The organism is Aegicerativicinus sediminis (genome assembly GCF_015476115.1).
Classification (GTDB): domain Bacteria; phylum Bacteroidota; class Bacteroidia; order Flavobacteriales; family Flavobacteriaceae; genus Aegicerativicinus; species Aegicerativicinus sediminis.
This window is the reverse complement of sequence record NZ_CP064295.1, coordinates 3,279,756-3,296,810: the sequence shown is the minus strand read 5'-3', so window position 1 is coordinate 3,296,810 and position 17,055 is coordinate 3,279,756. Positions and strand designations below refer to the sequence as shown.

Annotated in this window: 14 protein-coding genes; 10 read left to right on the top strand and 4 right to left on the bottom strand. The window is 34.9% G+C overall.

All coding sequences use genetic code 11. The features are described 5' to 3' along the window. Positions 1 to 89: 89 nt before the first annotated feature. From ISU00_RS14135 to ISU00_RS14125, 3 genes are all read left to right on the top strand, one after another. Entirely contained in the window at positions 90 to 986 is an 897-nt protein-coding gene (locus ISU00_RS14135; protein ID WP_228851318.1) for a hypothetical protein, read from the top strand. 200 nt (positions 987 to 1,186) lie between these two features. Then, the gene (locus ISU00_RS14130) at positions 1,187 to 1,828 is read left to right on the top strand and encodes a hypothetical protein (protein WP_228851317.1); all 642 of its coding nucleotides are present in this window, start codon (positions 1,187 to 1,189) and stop codon (positions 1,826 to 1,828) included. Positions 1,829 to 1,946: 118 nt separating this feature from the next. Further along, positions 1,947 to 3,113, top strand: coding sequence for a TlpA disulfide reductase family protein (locus tag ISU00_RS14125; protein WP_228851316.1), 1,167 nt, complete (start codon positions 1,947 to 1,949; stop codon positions 3,111 to 3,113). Between the two features lie 5 nt (positions 3,114 to 3,118). Here ISU00_RS14125 and ISU00_RS14120 read toward each other — a convergent pair whose 3' ends face one another. Further along, positions 3,119 to 3,769, bottom strand: coding sequence for a rhomboid family intramembrane serine protease (locus ISU00_RS14120; RefSeq protein ID WP_228851315.1), 651 nt, complete (start codon positions 3,767 to 3,769; stop codon positions 3,119 to 3,121). Between ISU00_RS14120 and ISU00_RS14115 the strand changes: the two genes are divergently transcribed. Then, positions 3,744 to 4,724, top strand: a complete 981-nt coding sequence (locus tag ISU00_RS14115) for a lysophospholipid acyltransferase family protein (protein ID WP_262892113.1) — start codon at positions 3,744 to 3,746, stop codon at positions 4,722 to 4,724. The genes ISU00_RS14120 and ISU00_RS14115 overlap by 26 nt on opposite strands. Here ISU00_RS14115 and ISU00_RS14110 read toward each other — a convergent pair. Beyond that, complete coding sequence (locus ISU00_RS14110) at positions 4,717 to 6,219, bottom strand: aminotransferase class V-fold PLP-dependent enzyme (protein ID WP_228851314.1); 1,503 nt, start codon at positions 6,217 to 6,219, stop codon at positions 4,717 to 4,719. The genes ISU00_RS14115 and ISU00_RS14110 overlap by 8 nt on opposite strands. A gap of 12 nt (positions 6,220 to 6,231) precedes the next feature. After that, a complete protein-coding gene (gene glmM, locus ISU00_RS14105; RefSeq protein ID WP_228851313.1) occupies positions 6,232 to 7,623 on the bottom strand; it encodes a phosphoglucosamine mutase in 1,392 nt (463 codons plus the stop codon). A 72-nt stretch (positions 7,624 to 7,695) separates the two neighbouring features. On the opposite strand from glmM, the gene ISU00_RS14100 reads away from it, so the two are divergent. Together ISU00_RS14100 and ISU00_RS14095 are read left to right on the top strand one after the other, a co-directional pair. Beyond that, complete coding sequence (locus tag ISU00_RS14100) at positions 7,696 to 8,301, top strand: acyl carrier protein phosphodiesterase (RefSeq protein WP_228851312.1); 606 nt, start codon at positions 7,696 to 7,698, stop codon at positions 8,299 to 8,301. A 32-nt stretch (positions 8,302 to 8,333) separates the two neighbouring features. Further along, positions 8,334 to 9,236 carry an ATP-grasp domain-containing protein gene (locus ISU00_RS14095; protein WP_228851311.1) on the top strand — a complete coding sequence of 301 codons (903 nt, stop codon included), beginning with the start codon at positions 8,334 to 8,336 and terminating at the stop codon, positions 9,234 to 9,236. Here ISU00_RS14095 and ISU00_RS14090 read toward each other — a convergent pair. After that, positions 9,233 to 9,757, bottom strand: coding sequence for a hypothetical protein (locus ISU00_RS14090; protein WP_228851310.1), 525 nt, complete (start codon positions 9,755 to 9,757; stop codon positions 9,233 to 9,235). The genes ISU00_RS14095 and ISU00_RS14090 overlap by 4 nt on opposite strands. A gap of 160 nt (positions 9,758 to 9,917) precedes the next feature. Here ISU00_RS14090 and uvrA point away from each other — a divergent pair, with 160 nt between their 5' ends. The 4 genes from uvrA to ISU00_RS14070 all read left to right on the top strand — a co-directional run bounded on the left by uvrA (position 9,918) and on the right by ISU00_RS14070 (position 16,905). Then, on the top strand, positions 9,918 to 12,770 hold the full coding sequence (uvrA, locus tag ISU00_RS14085) for an excinuclease ABC subunit UvrA (protein ID WP_228851309.1): 2,853 nt from the start codon (positions 9,918 to 9,920) through the stop codon (positions 12,768 to 12,770). A 122-nt stretch (positions 12,771 to 12,892) separates the two neighbouring features. Beyond that, positions 12,893 to 13,060, top strand: a complete 168-nt coding sequence (locus ISU00_RS14080) for a lmo0937 family membrane protein (RefSeq protein ID WP_228851308.1) — start codon at positions 12,893 to 12,895, stop codon at positions 13,058 to 13,060. A 205-nt stretch (positions 13,061 to 13,265) separates the two neighbouring features. Then, the gene (locus ISU00_RS14075) at positions 13,266 to 13,955 is read left to right on the top strand and encodes an LOG family protein (protein WP_228851307.1); all 690 of its coding nucleotides are present in this window, start codon (positions 13,266 to 13,268) and stop codon (positions 13,953 to 13,955) included. 184 nt (positions 13,956 to 14,139) lie between these two features. Next, positions 14,140 to 16,905 carry a metalloprotease gene (locus tag ISU00_RS14070; protein ID WP_228851306.1) on the top strand — a complete coding sequence of 922 codons (2,766 nt, stop codon included), beginning with the start codon at positions 14,140 to 14,142 and terminating at the stop codon, positions 16,903 to 16,905. Positions 16,906 to 17,055: the final 150 nt, after the last annotated feature.

Here is a 17,055-nt window from a genome sequence, read left to right as displayed (position 1 = left end):
AAAGAAATAATTAAAATTTTCTAACTTATGTCATGTTTTACCAGAGTGTTAATTAATAATTTACCAAATGCTTTAAATCAAAAAGTATTATGAAAACAAACTTTAAAATTATTACAACTGTCCTTTTAGTTCTTTTATTCATTGGTCCGGGAATAGCACAAGAACGTTTTATGGGTTTGTCCTATTTGGAAGGAATGAGGGCGAATATCGCAGCAAGTGAAATAGAAAATGCGGGTTACAAATTTATTCATACTGACAAATCGGGAAATGCGATTGACATGAAATATTGGCAACCAGAAGTAAATCGATGTGTGTCTATGAGAATAATTAATGGCACAGTTCAAGGTGTTTATACAGCTTCTGATGGAGATTGTAACCAGAACCAAGGCAGATCAAATTCTTCCCGTTCAAGCAATGCTGCCGTTCCTCGAGACCTTTGGGATGTAATGGGAATGGAAACCTCTAGTTCAGGTAACGCAATGGAACGAAACGGTTACACCGATGTAAGCTCCAGTAGATCTGGTGGAAATATTTACGTAAATTATTGGAACCCAAGCCAGAAAAAATGTGTTGTGGTTAGATCTTCTAATGGTAGGGTTCAAGACATCCATCCAGTACCTAATTCTGACTGTAATAGAGACCGATGGGGGAATTTACATCACGAAAACCAAAGGTATGACACCAATACTGAGAGAAATTACCATAATGATCGCACAAACCGTTGGAGACATAATAATGATGCCTATCACGATAGAAATTATAGGTATGAGAATGATGAAGTCCGTGTAAGCGATATAGTTGGTAGGGATGCAGAATGGTCTTATTCCGAATTAAGACATAGGGGATTTGATGAAGTTAAGAAGCATCAAGAAGGAGGAAAAACTTATAGGGTTTTCTATAACTACAGAACCAATCAATGTATTAAGACATTAAGTGTTTCTAAAAGAATACAATCTATTCAAAATTCAACCCATTGTAATTTATAACACTTAGTGATTTTGGATATTAAAAAACCGCTTTAACTTTCAAGCGGTTTTTTTCTTTTATCACCACAACATTTTCAAATCAAAAAAATTATAAGATTACCTAATCCTTTAATCAATTTTTTTTTGTTTTAAAATACTTTGCCTTAAATGAGGTTATTAATTAACTTTAAGGCGCAGTTATTAATCAATAATTAAATAAAATGAAGTTTTTAAAAAGATCAAGTGTGTTGGCTGTGTTAGCCTTCTTTAGTTTCGGGTTTACTTATGCCCAATTTTCAACTCCAAGGGAATTAAGAGATCTTGTAGATGCAAGAGCATCTGCCCTCGACAATGCAATGCAGTATAATGGTTATACCCATGTGAGTACTAGTAAAAGTGGCGGTAGCAGTTATAGTAATTGGTGGAACAATAGAACAAAAAAATGTGTAACAGCTAGAACAAATGATGGCCGTGTAGCATCTGTTGTATATGTTCCAAACATGGATTGCAATAGGGATAGCCGTGGCATGGTAGCTCATGAAAACCACAGGTATGATACTAATTCAGATAGATACTACCACAACGAAAGAGATAATCGATATAGACACGACAATGATGATCATCATGATAGAAACTACCGATACCATGACAATGAGGTCCGTGTAAGTGATTTAGTAGGTAGAGGTGCCGAGTGGTCTTATACAGAATTAAGACACCGAGGATTCCAAGAACAGAAAAAACATCAAGATGGAGGTAAAACATACCGCGTTTTCTATAATTACCGAACACACCAATGCATTAAAACTTTGAGTCAAAATAAACGAATTTCATCTATACAAAATTCTACACATTGCAATCAATAATGCAATGATAAACAAGTACAAAAAGCCGAGTAATTCTCGGCTTTTTTATTGCATCAATTAGCTTGAACTCTTCAAAAATTAATTACTTCTTATATTTGCCTTAATAATGATTATTACCATGAAACATCTTAACCTCTTACTATTAATATCCCTAATTTTTGTCTCTTGTAAGGAAGAATCTAAAACTGAAGCCACTAAAGGCTCTTATGTAATTGAAGGGTCTGCTCCCGGTATTTTTAATGGCATCAGGGTGTACCTAAAAAAGCCAGATGGACGAGGGCGTTTTATTGAAGTGGATACTTCAATAGTTATGAATGAATCCTTTCAATTTGAAGGTTCCGTAGAAACTCCGGAAATGTTTACACTACATGTAAACAGTGTAAAGGGTCAATTACCTGTAATGATTGAAAATGCTGATATTAAAATAACTATCGACAGTAAGGACATTCTTAAGTCAACTATTTTAGGCACTGAATCTAACCAAGTTATGCTAGATTATACCAATGGACTTAACAACCTTACCCAAGACCGCATGCGGATTAGCAATACCTATAGAAATAAACTTAAGGAAAATGACACTACTGGGGTAAAAGCTTTGGCTGACGAACTAAATGCTATCAATGAAAAGGCCAATAACTATCCAATAGAATTTATTAAAGAAAACCCTTCAAACTATTTCTCCCTAACCTTGTTAGAAAGTACTTTGAGTAATAAACGAATGGATGCAAAATTGGTAGTTGATGCCTATGAAGGTTTGGATCCCAAAGTGAAAAACTCCTCAAAAGGCCAATCATTAAAACCTCTAGTAGACCAACGTAAAATTGAGGCTGAACGCATTGCTGCAATAGAAATTGGAAAAGTTGCTCCAAATTTTTCAGCTCCCACCCCAGAGGGAACGCAATTGTCCCTTAATGATGTAAAGGGTAAAGTTACCATTATAGATTTTTGGGCTGCTTGGTGTGGACCTTGTAGACGTGAAAATCCAAATTTAGTAAGGATTTATAATAAGTACCATTCAAAAGGATTGGAGATAATTGGAGTTTCACTTGATGGTAACCGAAATCAAAAAGACCCAAAAACAGCATGGGTTGAGGCCATCAAAAATGACAAATTAGATTGGAGTCAAGTTTCTAACCTTCAATATTTTAATGATCCTGTTGCGCAGCTATATAATATAAATTCTATTCCCGCTACTTTCATTTTAGACTCTGATGGCAAGATTGCCGCAAAACGTTTAAGGGGCGATGCCTTAGAAGCAAAAGTAGCCGAACTATTGGGAGAATAGGGAGGTTAAAGTTTGCCCATTTTATGTAATACAAATAACAGAATTATAGGTAATGCCAATAGCAAAACCATTTCAATATTGGTTTGTAATAAATATGGAGCTAATATCAAAGTTACCAAATAGCCTCCTATAGCACCACCGAAATGGGCATCATGGCCTATATTGCCAATTCTTTTTTTCATGCCATAAATGGAGTATAACAAATACCCTATACCGAAAATGTAAGCCGGAATAGGGATTGGTATAAAAAACATATACAGGCTCATTCCTGGTTGTAAAAGAATAGCTGAATACAAAATTCCGGTTACTGCCCCACTCGCACCCACAGCACTATAATAATATTCATCTTTATGGAAATACAGGGATAATAGATTCCCGAGGATAAGACTAGCTACATAAATGATAATAAAATTCAAATTACCAAGACCAGACACAACAACATCCGCAAAAAAATAAAGAGTAAACATGTTGACAAACAGATGAGTAAAATCTGCATGTAAAAACCCAGAGGAAAACATTCTAATTTGTTCTCCCCTACGAATTGCGCCAATATTAAACTTATACTTTTCGAAAAAGGAAAAGTCATTAAATCCTTTATAGCTAATTAATGCATTAGCGGCAATCAATACAATGGTTACCAAACTTAGGTTATACATTCCAACTTTTGTTAATGAGATTAAAAGTATATTTGCAGCCACAAAACTAAGATTTATAGTGCAATTTTTGGCTTATATATTGGTATATCCATTTTTATGGTTGATTTCTATCTTACCATTCCCAATTCTCTATTTTTTCTCGGATCTTCTTTATTTTATTGTTTATGGCCTGATAGGTTATCGCAAAAAAGTCGTAAAATCAAATCTAAAGTTAGTTTTCCCTGAAAAGTCTGAAGCAGAAATTAAATCCATAATGAAAGGATTTTACCATCATTTATGCGACATGATTTTGGAAACCATAAAATCTATGACGATATCCAAAAATGAGATGCGGAAGCGAATGAGATTTGAAAATATTGAAGTGATGCAAACAATTGCTGAGGAGGGTCAAAGTATAGCTTTAATGTGCGGGCATTATGGATCTTGGGAGTGGTTAATGATAATGCAAGAACATTTTACCAATCATAAGGGGTATGTTATTTACAAACGTTTGGCAAATCCTTATTTTGATAGGTTGGTAAAACGGATACGAGCTAAATATGATAGTTATCTAATCACCACAAAAGAAGCCGTTCCAACTATAAGTCAGGCTAAAACAAAAGGAGAACATATCATTGGAGGTTTTGCGGCAGACCAGTCCCCAAAGGCTAATAAGGCCTATCATTGGAATTCGTTTATGGGTATTAATGTACCGATGTATACTGGTGCAGAAATGCTATCTAAAAAATTTAATCTTGCTGTCGTTTTCTGTGGGGTAAAAAAAATCAAACGTGGCTATTATTCTACACATTTTCAATTAATTACCAATGAACCTAGTACTTTTCCAAATTATCAAATAACTGATAAATTCATGGAATTGGTTGAAAACCAGATTAAAGAAGACCCCCAATATTATTTATGGACCCACAAACGTTGGAAACATAAAGACCGTATACCTACTAAAATGACTAAATAGAGAACCAGCCTTCTAATTTAGTATTCAAATCTAATTCTGGATTTTCACACAGAAATTCATTACTCACTTTGTCATAAGAATACTCTTTAGCCCAATTTTCATGGTTTTTTGCCAATTCTTCGATAGAATCGCAAACATAAATTATTTCCTCATTGGTCATTGTGGGATGGATCGACATTCTAATCCAACCAGGTTTCCTAACCAATTCGCCAATTGAAATTTCTTGGGTTAGTTCATGTGAAGTGTCATAATCAACATGAAGCAAATAATGTCCATAGGTACCTGCACAACTACAACCACCTCTAGTCTGAACACCAAAGCGATCGTTTAGCAGTTTTACACCTAAATTGTAATGTAAATCGTCAATATAAAATGAGAATACCCCTAACCTATCCCGATGTTGACCAGCGAGCATATTAAGATTAGGTATTTCGGATAACCGGTTAAAAATATAGTCATTTATTTCATGTTCACGCTCTAAAATTTGAGATGTGCCCATCTGTTCTTTCAATCGTATGGCTAGAGCTGTTCTTATTGTTTGAAGAAAACCTGGTGTACCACCATCTTCCCTAACTTCTATATCATCGATAAATTGATGTTCTCCCCAAGGATTGGTCCAGCTAACAGTACCTCCACCGGGACAATCTGGAGTAACATTTTGATATAACTTTTTATTAAAGACTAATACACCAGAGGTACCGGGCCCACCTAAAAATTTATGTGGGCTAAAGAAAATTGCATCTAACGATTGGTTAGGGTCTTTTGGGTGCATATCCATATCAACATAGGGTGCGCAGCAGGCAAAATCCACAAAGCATAATCCGCCGTAATCGTGCATTAATCCGGCAATATCGTGGTACGGAGTTTTTATACCTGTAACATTACTACAAGCAACCACAGATGCAATTTTAAATGGATGTTCTTTATATTGTTCCAATAACTGCTTAAGGTTGTCCAAACTAAACAAACCTTCTTCTCCAGGAGGAATAACCTCTACTTTGGCAATAGTTTCCAACCAACTTGTTTGGTTACTATGATGTTCCATATGAGTAATGAAAACAATTGGTTTGGCTTCCTCAGGTATGTTTGTGAATTTTTGAAGACGTTCAGGTATTTTAAGGCCCAAAATTCTTTGGAATTTATTGATAACGCCAGTCATTCCATTTCCTGCGACAATAAGGACATCATCCTCATTACTGTTTACATGTTCTTTAATGATTTGTCTAGCTTTATGGTAAGCTTTTGTCATTGCAGTGCCAGAGACCGTTGTTTCAGTATGTGTATTGGCTACAAACGGACCGAATTCATTCTTTAATTTATCCTCAATGGGGCCATATAACCTTCCTGAGGCAGTCCAATCTGTATAGATTATTTTCTTTTGGCCATATGGAGATTGGAAATCTTGTTCATACCCAATAATGTTATCCCTAAATGGCTTGAAATATGCTTCTAGTTTTGAGTTCAATGATAATTTGGGCTCTTTAGTCTTTAACATGATTCACAATTTTTATGCAGTAATTGCTATACTATTTAATTCATCAACAAATCTGTCAGCCAACAAAGTTGCTGAATCCTGTGATTTGGCTTCGGTATAAATTCTTATGATTGGCTCGGTATTGCTTTTTCGTAAATGTACCCAAGAATCATCAAAATCAATTTTTACTCCATCAACAGTTGAAACATCCTCATTGGAATATTTACCCGCAACACCATTCAAAATAGCATCTACATTCATCGAAGGTTGCAATTCAATTTTCTGTTTACTCATAAAATATTGGGGATACGTCGCTTTCAATTCACTAACCCTCATTTTTCGTTCTGCGAGTAAACTTAAAAATAATGCTATTCCAACCAAAGCATCACGACCGTAATGTAATTCTGGAAATATAATTCCTCCGTTGCCTTCACCACCAATTACTGCATTCACCTCTTTCATCATCGTAACTACATTTACCTCTCCAACTGCAGCAGCAAAGTATTCCCCTCCATGCTTCATGGTAACATCTCTCAAAGCTCGGGTCGAACTTAGATTACTTACCGTATTACCCGGCGTTTTACCTAGAACATAATCGGCACAGGCAACAAGTGTATATTCTTCACCAAACATCTCGCCCATCTCATCCATAAACGCAAGCCTATCTACATCCGGATCTACCACAATACCCATATCTGCATGTTCCTTTTTAACTGCTTTTGAAAGATCTCCTAAATGCTCCTTTAACGGTTCAGGATTATGGGGAAAATGACCTGTTGGATCACAGTATAACTTAACAGTATGAACTCCCAGTCGATCTAATAAAAGTGGCACTGCAATTCCACCAGTAGAATTTACACCGTCTACAACTATTTTAAAATTGGCATTTTCAATTGCTTTTTTGTTTACCAATTTCATGTCCATAATTTCATCTATATGCAAATCTATAAAGGCCTGATTCTTAACAATTTTTCCAAGAGAATCAACATCGGCAAAATCGATATTCTCCTTTTCAACAATGTCTAGAATAATCTTCCCGTTTTCAGCATCGAGAAATTCACCTTTAGAATTAAGAAGTTTGAGAGCATTCCATTGTTTTGGATTATGACTAGCGGTTAAAATAATTCCTCCATCAGCATGTTCCATAGGTACTGCCATCTCAACCGTAGGAGTTGTTGATAAACCAAGGTCAACTACGGTTATTCCCATGCCAACCAAAGTTTGCATCACCAAATTCTGAATCATTTCACCTGAAATACGGGCATCCCTTCCTACCACAACTCGGTAATTTTCCTTATTACGTTGTTGTTTAATCCACACTCCATAAGCAGCTGCAAACTTAACCGCGTCGATAGGGGTTAAATTCTCACCAACACTTCCACCTATAGTACCTCTTATTCCAGAAATTGATTTAATTAATGTCATACAAATTGAAATCTTTTTGCAAAGATAGGCTTTAAGTATTCTTCGAAGTTATGTTTTCCTTAATTTAGGGCAATGAATTTTCTTGCCCATATTTACTTATCTGGTGAAAATGAAGATACCATTATCGGAAATTTTATGGCAGACGGTATTAAAGGAAGAAAATATGAAAACTATCCGATAGATGTTCAAATAGGAATTTTGTTACATCGAGAAATAGATACCTTCACAGATTCTCACCCGATAGTTAAACAGAGCACAAAACGTCTTCATAATAATTATAGCCATTATAGCGGTGTTATTGTAGACATATTATACGACCATTTTTTAGCGAAAAATTGGATGAATTATTCTACAGTTACATTGGATGTATACATTCAGAATTTTTATGAAATTCTTAGGCGTAAATTCGATTTGTTGCCAACGCGAGTAAAACGATTCGTGCCTTATATGATTAGTGATAATTGGCTTTTGAGTTATTCACATATTGAGGGAATACAAAAGGTTCTTAATGGCATGAATTCTAGAACCCAAAACCGATCTCAAATGAATCTTGCAACTGTAGAACTTGAACAATATTACACCGAATTTGAAATGGAATTCACTTTGTTTTTCAATGAATTGATTGACTTTTCTTCTAAAAAATTAAACCAACTTGTGAAAGAAAAACACGGTCTGTAACCTTCATTCAATTTGATTAACTTATACCAATAATGAAGCAATACGATGTAATTATCCTCACAGATTCGCGGTATTTAAAGGATTCTGATAACGATACCTACAAACATAATGTGTATTATGAGGATTTCATTCTAAGAGAACAATTAGCGCAATTAGGTTTAAGGACAAAACGGTTAGCTTGGGACGATCCTTATTTTAATTGGGGTGATACAAAATCAATTCTTTTTAGGTCTACTTGGGATTATTTTGATCGGTTTAATGAATTTTCACTTTGGCTAGAAAAAGTAAAAAGACAAACTACTCTCATTAATAGCGCCAATATCATCAATTGGAATTTAGACAAGCACTACCTTTCGAATTTAAGTGTTAACGGTATCCATATACCGGAAACTAAGTTCATTGAAAGGAAAACATCGAAAAGTCTACGACAATTACATGAAGAGTTGGGCTGGTCCCATACAGTGCTTAAACCCTGTGTTGGTGGTGCCGCACGACATACTTATGAAATAAACCAAGATAATTTAAAATCTCACGAAGCAATATTTTCAAAATTGATAAACGAAGAATCTATGTTGCTTCAGCCTTTTCAGAATTCCATTAAAACGAAAGGTGAAGTAAGTTTTATGGTAATGAATAGCCGTTTTACACATGCCATTTTAAAAATAGCAAAAGAAGGAGATTTTAGGGTTCAGGATGATTTTGGGGGTAGCGTTCACCCATACGAAGCAAATGCAAATGAAATAAAATTTGCAGAAAATGCAGTTGGTGCATGTCCAGAACTTCCTCTTTATGCCAGAGTTGACGTTATTGAAGATAATAGTGGAAAACTTGCCGTATCTGAATTGGAATTAGTGGAACCAGAATTATGGTTTAGGTATCACCCTGAAGCCGCAACAGAACTAGCTTCAGGGATAAAATTTCATCTAAATCTTTAGGAGCTTTTCTGTCCAACAAATTGGTGTCCTTTATGTTTAAATAACACATTAAAGGTCGTTAGGCTACCATAAACACGCGTTATATATTGTTGCAAATCTATCTTCTCCTGTTCATCTAAATTGCTGCTATTTATTTTTTGTTCCATAACTCTAAGACGATCCCTCACCATTGTAATTTTATGAAAAAACTGGTCAATAGGAACCTCTTTACTTTGTAGTCCACTATCTGCTGGTTGTAGGACCATTGTGCCACCTTTCCAGCGATCACCGATTGGCACTATTTCAGAAACATCACTCCATTTTTTTAGAATACTTTTTAAGGATTTTTCAACCTCATAGAAGCTCACGGTATCGACATCGTCCTCAGCTGCCTCTATTACCTCAAACTCAGAATCTATATCGATAGTTTCTAAACCATTTTCAATAAAGGTTACCCAGTAATGTTGTGAAGTAACATTGGTAATTACACCTTTTCCATATTCTGGATGATCTATTCGGGAGCTAATACCTAAAATTTTCATGATTGAATTATTAATTTGATTTGGTTTTAATTGAAATGTAAGTATACTAATTTTTGCATACAAATCCATTCGGATAGCACACAACCTTGGGAGTAAATTAACATCTAAAAATTGTAACTTTGCACTTTTCCGCACTTTAGGGTAAAATGCATATCTTTTTATGAGTCGATTTGAAGAATTTATTGAGGTTAAGGGTGCTCGCGTTCATAACCTGAAAAATATAGATGTTGAAATACCACGCGATAAATTGGTGGTCATTACCGGCCTATCTGGTAGCGGCAAATCTTCTTTAGCTTTTGATACCATTTATGCAGAAGGACAGCGACGATACATTGAAACATTTTCTGCATATGCCAGGCAATTCCTAGGCAATCTGGAACGTCCGGATGTAGACAAAATTGATGGTCTTTCACCGGTTATAGCTATAGAACAAAAAACTACTAGTAAATCCCCAAGGTCTACGGTAGGAACAATAACAGAAATTTATGACTTTCTTAGGCTATTGTTTGCTAGAGCAAGTGACGCCTATAGTATGCAGACAGGCGAAAAAATGGTCGCCTATAGTGATGAGCAGATTAAATCATTAATAATTGAATCTTTCAACGGGAAGCGAATCAATATATTATCGCCTGTAATTCGCTCCAGAAAGGGACATTACCGAGAATTGTTTGAACAAATTGCCAAGCAAGGTTTTGTGAAGGTTAGAACGGATGGAGAAATTAGAGATATTGTTAAGGGACTAAAATTAGATCGCTACAAGACCCATGATATTGAAATAGTAATCGACAGAATAAAAGTCGACCATAACCCAGAAATTGAAAAGCGACTTGCAGAATCCATCCAAACTGCCATGTATCATGGAGATGGTATAATGTTGGTTTTAGACCAAGACAGTGGGGACACCAGATACTTTAGTAGAAATTTAATGTGTCCTACCTCTGGGATTTCATATCCAAGCCCAGAACCAAATTCATTTTCATTTAATTCACCCAAAGGAGCTTGTCCGCAATGTAATGGTATCGGTAAGGTTTATAAGGTAAATCTTGATAAGATTATTCCTGATAAAAATTTATCCATTAAAAATGGTGCCTTAGCACCTCACGGTCCACAAAAGAACAGCTGGATTTTTAAACAGCTAGAGATTATTGCTACTCGATTTAATTTTTTATTAACCGATGCTTATAAGGACATTCCTGAGGAAGCCAAGCAAATGATAATGTATGGTGGTACCGATAAATTTTCTGTGGAAAGTAAAACACTTGGTGTTACTAGAGATTATAAAATAGATTTTGAAGGTGTAGCTAATTTCATTGAAAGTCAATTTGAAAATACCGATTCTAAATCCATCAAGCGATGGGCAAAGGATTATATGGATAAAATTGACTGTGATTTATGCAATGGAACACGTTTGCGTCAAGAATCACTCCACTTCAAAATTCAGAATAAAAACATCGCCGATTTGGCAATGATGGATTTGTCTGATCTTTATGATTGGTTCCAAACCTTGACCCCTAAGTTATCAGAAACTCAAAGGAAAATTGCAGAAGAAGTCATTAAGGAGATTGTTACAAGAATAGAATTCCTTTTAGATGTTGGTTTAAACTACCTGTCTTTAAATCGTGGGTCAAAATCTCTTTCCGGTGGTGAAGCCCAACGTATCCGCTTGGCAACACAAATAGGGTCTCAATTGGTTGGTGTACTATATATTTTAGACGAACCCAGTATTGGTCTACATCAAAGAGACAATGAAAAACTAATTAATTCACTAGAAAGTTTAAGAAATATTGGCAATTCTGTAATTGTAGTGGAACATGATAAGGATATGATTGAACGTGCTGATTATGTTATTGATATTGGTCCAGAAGCGGGAAAACATGGTGGAGAAATTATCAGTATAGGAACTCCCTTAGAATTAAAGCAGCATCAAACCCTTACAGCGGATTATCTAAATGGAACAAAAGAAATTATGGTTCCTAAAAAGAGAAGAAAAGGCAATGGGAACTTTCTTGAACTTAAAGGTGCAACAGGGCATAACCTAAAAAATGTTTCGGTAAAACTTCCTTTGGGTACCATGATTGGGGTTACAGGAGTATCTGGTAGTGGAAAATCTACTCTTATAAACGAAACCCTCTACCCTATTCTAAACGCACATTTTTATAACGCGGTTAAGAAGCCTTTACCATATAAGTCTATAAAAGGTCTTGAACATATAGATAAAGTGATTGATATAAATCAATCTCCAATCGGACGGACACCAAGATCTAATCCTGCCACTTACACTGGTGTTTTTAGTGAAATACGTTCTTTATTTGCTAAAATTCCAGAAGCGATGATAAGAGGATATAAGCCTGGAAGATTTAGCTTTAATGTCGCAGGTGGTCGATGCGAAACCTGTAAAGGTGGTGGTTTACGTGTAATTGAAATGAACTTTCTGCCAGATGTATATGTAGAATGTGAAACCTGCCAAGGCAAGAGATTTAATCGCGAGACCCTAGAAATTAGGTATAAAGGCAAATCTATAGCTGATGTCCTGGATATGACAATTGATGAAGGAGTAGACTTTTTTGAACATATTCCGAAAATTTATAAAAAACTCAAAACCATACAGGAAGTAGGTTTAGGGTACATTACTTTGGGTCAACAAAGCACCACCCTATCGGGAGGTGAGGCACAACGTATTAAATTGGCAACAGAGTTAAGTAAACGAGATACCGGGAACACGTTTTATATCTTAGATGAACCTACCACAGGATTACATTTTGAAGACATCAATGTGCTATTAAAAGTCCTTCACAAATTGGTTAATAAAGGCAATACCGTTTTAATTATTGAGCACAACCTCGATGTTATAAAAACCGTCGATTACATTATCGATATAGGGTATGAAGGTGGCAAAGGCGGTGGAAAGGTGGTTGCTGTAGGCACCCCTGAAGAAGTTGCGATTGACAAGAAATCTTACACAGCAAAATTTTTAAAAGAGGAATTAGCTCGCACAATTTCAGAAAAGGCTTAATATTTGGCTTTCAGTTTTAATAAATAGTCAATATGATGTAATCTTTTGCTCTATCAATAAAATATTAACATTTATATTGGAAAAAGCGTAACTTTAACTAATAACTAAAAATCTTAATTATTATGAAAAGTATTCTTTGGCTGGTAGCGGTGGTATGTATCATTGCATGGTTATTAGGTATGTTAGGAGTCATTCCAGGACTTGCAACAGGTAGCTTAATACATGTATTATTAGTCATTGCGGTAATTGTTATCCTTTATAACATAATTTCAGGTAGAAAACCGCTATAGGACCGTTTAAAGAAAATTTTCAATCCTTTATTAGATTGAAGATGAACTGAAAAAGATAAAATTAAAGGGCAAACGTAAAGTTTGCCCTTTTCCTTTTACATCTATTTATTCCAAGTTTCCTTCAAATTCATCTAAATTTGTCTGTTATGATAATTTAATTTATCCTTGACAATAATTGAGTAGTTGCGAGATTTAAAATGATTCTATGAGAAAAGAAAGAAGACCTAAGAACTGGAATGAAATAAAATCCAATGATTCTTGGGCAATTTTTAAGATAATGGGGGAATTCGTTAATGGCTATGAGAAATTAAGTCGAATTGGCCCCTGCGTATCAATTTTTGGTTCTGCCAGAACAAAACCCGATCATAAATATTACAAATTAGCAGAAGAGATTGCCGAGCGTATAGTTGATCATGGATATGGTATCATTACTGGAGGAGGACCAGGTATTATGGAAGCTGGCAATAAAGGTGCCCATATAGCAGGTGGAACTTCTGTTGGTCTCAACATAGAATTACCCTTTGAGCAACACGATAATCCTTACATAGATACTGACAAAAGCCTAGATTTTGATTATTTTTTCGTTAGAAAAGTAATGTTTGTAAAATATTCCCAAGGATTTGTGGTTATGCCTGGAGGGTTCGGTACTCTAGACGAGTTTTTTGAGGCTCTTACTTTAATACAAACAAAGAAAATTGAACGTTTTCCAATAATATTAGTCGGTACCGAATTTTGGAGCGGATTGTTAGATTGGGTTAAAAATGTGTTACTAACAGCCAACAATAATATAAGTGAAACCGATTTAGAATTGGTTCATATTGTTGATTCAGCTGATGAAGTAATTCAAATTTTGGATGATTTCTATAAAGAGTTTAGATTAAGTCCTAATTTTTAATTGCCTTTTGGCATTGCTATGATAAAGAAAAGGATACTTTGGTCAATCATTAAATTGACTTCGACTTTTGGTGCCAATAATTTTGTTATAACCATTTTACTTTGCTCGTAAGATGAATTGGCTGACAAAAGTTTTATGTCTTAATTTTTTACTTTTTTCCATTTTGGTTTACGGTCAAAACAAAATGGAGGTAAATGCCTATTTTGAAGTAAATACAAAAACTATAAAAGTAGAGCAACAATTACAGTACAAAAATGAGGGCAATCAGCCATTACAAGTTATTTATCTACAAGATTGGAACAATAGTTACTCCACAAAAAATACTCCATTAGCAAAGCGATTCACAGAAGAATTTGACAGCAAATTTCATTTTGCCAGAAAAGGAGAAAGAGGATATACAAATATTGAAATTATTACAAATGCAAGCTTAGAGAGTCTTAATTTTGAATACCTTCCTGACCATCCTGATATTATAAAAGTATTTCTTGCAGAAATAATTAATCCAGGAGAATATTACACCTTAAATCTTTCATACGACTTAATTATCCCAAACGATGAATTCACAAGCTTTGGTTTTACGGAGGATAGTAATTTCAAACTAAAATATTGGTATATAGTGCCTGCTGTTTTTAATGGTACTTGGCATTATTTCAGTAATAAAAATATATACGACCTCTACACACCAAAGGCAGACATCGTTCTAAAATTAGAATTCCCAAGAAATTATATTGCCATTTCAGAATTAAACTTGGTTGGTACAGAATTAACTACACGTGGACAAAAAATGACCTTCTCAGGTAAGGATCGAATAAACACAGACCTGTATTTACAGAGGCAAGCCAATTTCAAGTTTATACAAACAGATAATTTTACAGTTCTAACGGATATCTCAGACAAGAAGGTAATGCCAATGCAAACGGCTCTCATTACTGACCGTATTACTTCTTTTCTGACGAATAACCTGGGTACTTATCCTCATGAACAGATGCTTTTAACGAGCATTGATTATAAGCATGAACCTTTATATGGGTTAAACCAATTACCCAATTTTTTAAGTCCATTTTCAGATGGATTTGAGTTCGAATTAAAACTCCTCAAAACAGCCTTAAAACGATACGTTGAAAATTCGCTTCTTTTTAATCCTAGGGAAGATAATTGGCTTTCGGATGGAATTCAAATATTTTATATGATGAAATATATGGAAACCTATTATCCGGACTTAAAACTAATTGGGAAATGGGCAGATTTTTGGGGCATTAAGGCCTTTCATGCTGCAGATCTCTTGTTTAATGAGCAATTCAATCTGTTTTTTATGCAAATGGCAAGGACCAATCGCGATCAACCTTTAACTACGGCAAAGGATTCATTACTTAAATTCAATGCAAGAATTGCCAATAAATATAAGGCTGGAGTCGGACTTAGATACCTAGACGATTTTGTAAATTCAGATGTAGTAGAAAAGTCTATTCGCAAATTGATGGATGAAAATCGGTTAGAACTTACCAAATCAGAAAAGTTTGAGGAGATCATTCAAGAGAGCACAGAAAAGGATGTAAATTGGTTTTTTGGAGACTATATCAACTCCCGTAAAAAGATTGATTATAAGATAAAAAGTTTAGAGACACTAGAGGACTCAATTGCCATAACCATTCGCAATAAAAGGAAAAGCAATATGCCTATTTCCTTATTTACCCTTCAAAATGATAATGTCATTGCCAAAAGGTGGATAGAGGATGTCGGTAAGGAAAAGACTATAACTATACCAAAGGAAAATGGTGACAAGTTTGCCTTAAATTATGATCAGACAATACCAGAGTTCAATCTCAGGGACAATTGGAAATCCAAAAAAGGCTTCTTTTTTAACCACCGTCCTTTGCAAATCAGATTATTCAAGGATTTTGAAGATCCTAATTACAATCAAGTGTTTTTGATGCCAATGTTGGAATTTCGGAATATTTATGACGGAATTACTATTGGGGCAAAATTTTACAATAAAACAATACTAAGGAAAAAGTTTAATTATAAGTTCGCTCCGCAATTCGGCACAAAATCAAAAATACTTACAGGTGGAGGTTCGGTTTCGTTTACACATAATATCGAGGATAGAGACCTATATAATATAACCTATGGTTTTGGTGGTTCTTACCGATCCTATGGTAGAGATGCTTTCGTTAGAGTCCTAACACCAAGTGTTTCCTTTCTTTTCAGGAATGAAGATGATTTTCGGTCAAACGAATCTAAATATTTAAACTTCAGATACTTAAGTATCGATAGACATTTAGGCGATAACGCACAAATTACTCTAACTGAGCCAAATTATTCCGTATTCAATCTTCGGTACATAAATTCTAACAAGGGACTTATTAAGTATAAGAGTTGGTTTTCGGACCTGCAATTCGGACCAAAGTTTGGTAAGCTTTCATTTAATTACGAGTTCCGTCATTTATCCCAAACCAATAGGCTTTTCAGTTTTAGAACCTTTGCTGGATTATTCTTATATAATAAAACTAATCCAGAATCGAATTATTTCAGTTTTGCCCTGGATAGACCTACAGATTATCTATTCGATTATAATTATTTAGGTCGGTCTGAATCTTCTGGGATTTTTAGCCAGCAATTGATTATTGCGGAAGGAGGATTTAAATCTGTCTTGGAGGAAAGCTTTGCCAATCAATGGATGACAACCGTCAATTTAGGTTATACAATCTGGAACATTATTGAGGCCTATGGAGACGTAGGATTTTTGAAAAATAAAGATTCCAGCGCTAGATTTGTTTACGATTCGGGCATCAGATTAAATTTAGTTGCCGACTATTTTGAAGTTTACTTCCCGGTCTACTCCAATCTTGGTTGGGAAATTGCCCAACCAAATTACGACCAAAAAATACGATTCGTATTTACAGTTGATCCTCAAGCACTTTTAGGACTTTTCCGTCGCCGTTGGTATTAAATAATTTTTAAGGATTAGTGGTAATATTCAAATAAATTGTCAATTTATCAATTTTTATTATGTAAAAATGATAATTTTTCAAACTTTGTAATTTTAGCATATTGTTAAAATTGAAAACTTTAGTTACCTTTGCGTGTTTTAATTCCAATT

Coding starts and splice junctions, on each gene's coding strand:
- ISU00_RS14095 (WP_228851311.1), top strand. CDS start 8,334: ATGAAGCAATACGATGTAATTATCCTCACAGATTCGCGGTATTTAAAG.
- glmM (WP_228851313.1), bottom strand. CDS start 7,623: ATGACATTAATTAAATCAATTTCTGGAATAAGAGGTACTATAGGTGGA.
- ISU00_RS14080 (WP_228851308.1), top strand. CDS start 12,893: ATGAAAAGTATTCTTTGGCTGGTAGCGGTGGTATGTATCATTGCATGG.
- ISU00_RS14130 (WP_228851317.1), top strand. CDS start 1,187: ATGAAGTTTTTAAAAAGATCAAGTGTGTTGGCTGTGTTAGCCTTCTTT.
- ISU00_RS14070 (WP_228851306.1), top strand. CDS start 14,140: ATGGAGGTAAATGCCTATTTTGAAGTAAATACAAAAACTATAAAAGTA.
- ISU00_RS14125 (WP_228851316.1), top strand. CDS start 1,947: ATGAAACATCTTAACCTCTTACTATTAATATCCCTAATTTTTGTCTCT.
- uvrA (WP_228851309.1), top strand. CDS start 9,918: ATGAGTCGATTTGAAGAATTTATTGAGGTTAAGGGTGCTCGCGTTCAT.
- ISU00_RS14090 (WP_228851310.1), bottom strand. CDS start 9,757: ATGAAAATTTTAGGTATTAGCTCCCGAATAGATCATCCAGAATATGGA.
- ISU00_RS14120 (WP_228851315.1), bottom strand. CDS start 3,769: ATGTATAACCTAAGTTTGGTAACCATTGTATTGATTGCCGCTAATGCA.
- ISU00_RS14135 (WP_228851318.1), top strand. CDS start 90: ATGAAAACAAACTTTAAAATTATTACAACTGTCCTTTTAGTTCTTTTA.
- ISU00_RS14115 (WP_262892113.1), top strand. CDS start 3,744: ATGGTTACCAAACTTAGGTTATACATTCCAACTTTTGTTAATGAGATT.
- ISU00_RS14100 (WP_228851312.1), top strand. CDS start 7,696: ATGAATTTTCTTGCCCATATTTACTTATCTGGTGAAAATGAAGATACC.
- ISU00_RS14110 (WP_228851314.1), bottom strand. CDS start 6,219: ATGTTAAAGACTAAAGAGCCCAAATTATCATTGAACTCAAAACTAGAA.
- ISU00_RS14075 (WP_228851307.1), top strand. CDS start 13,266: ATGAGAAAAGAAAGAAGACCTAAGAACTGGAATGAAATAAAATCCAAT.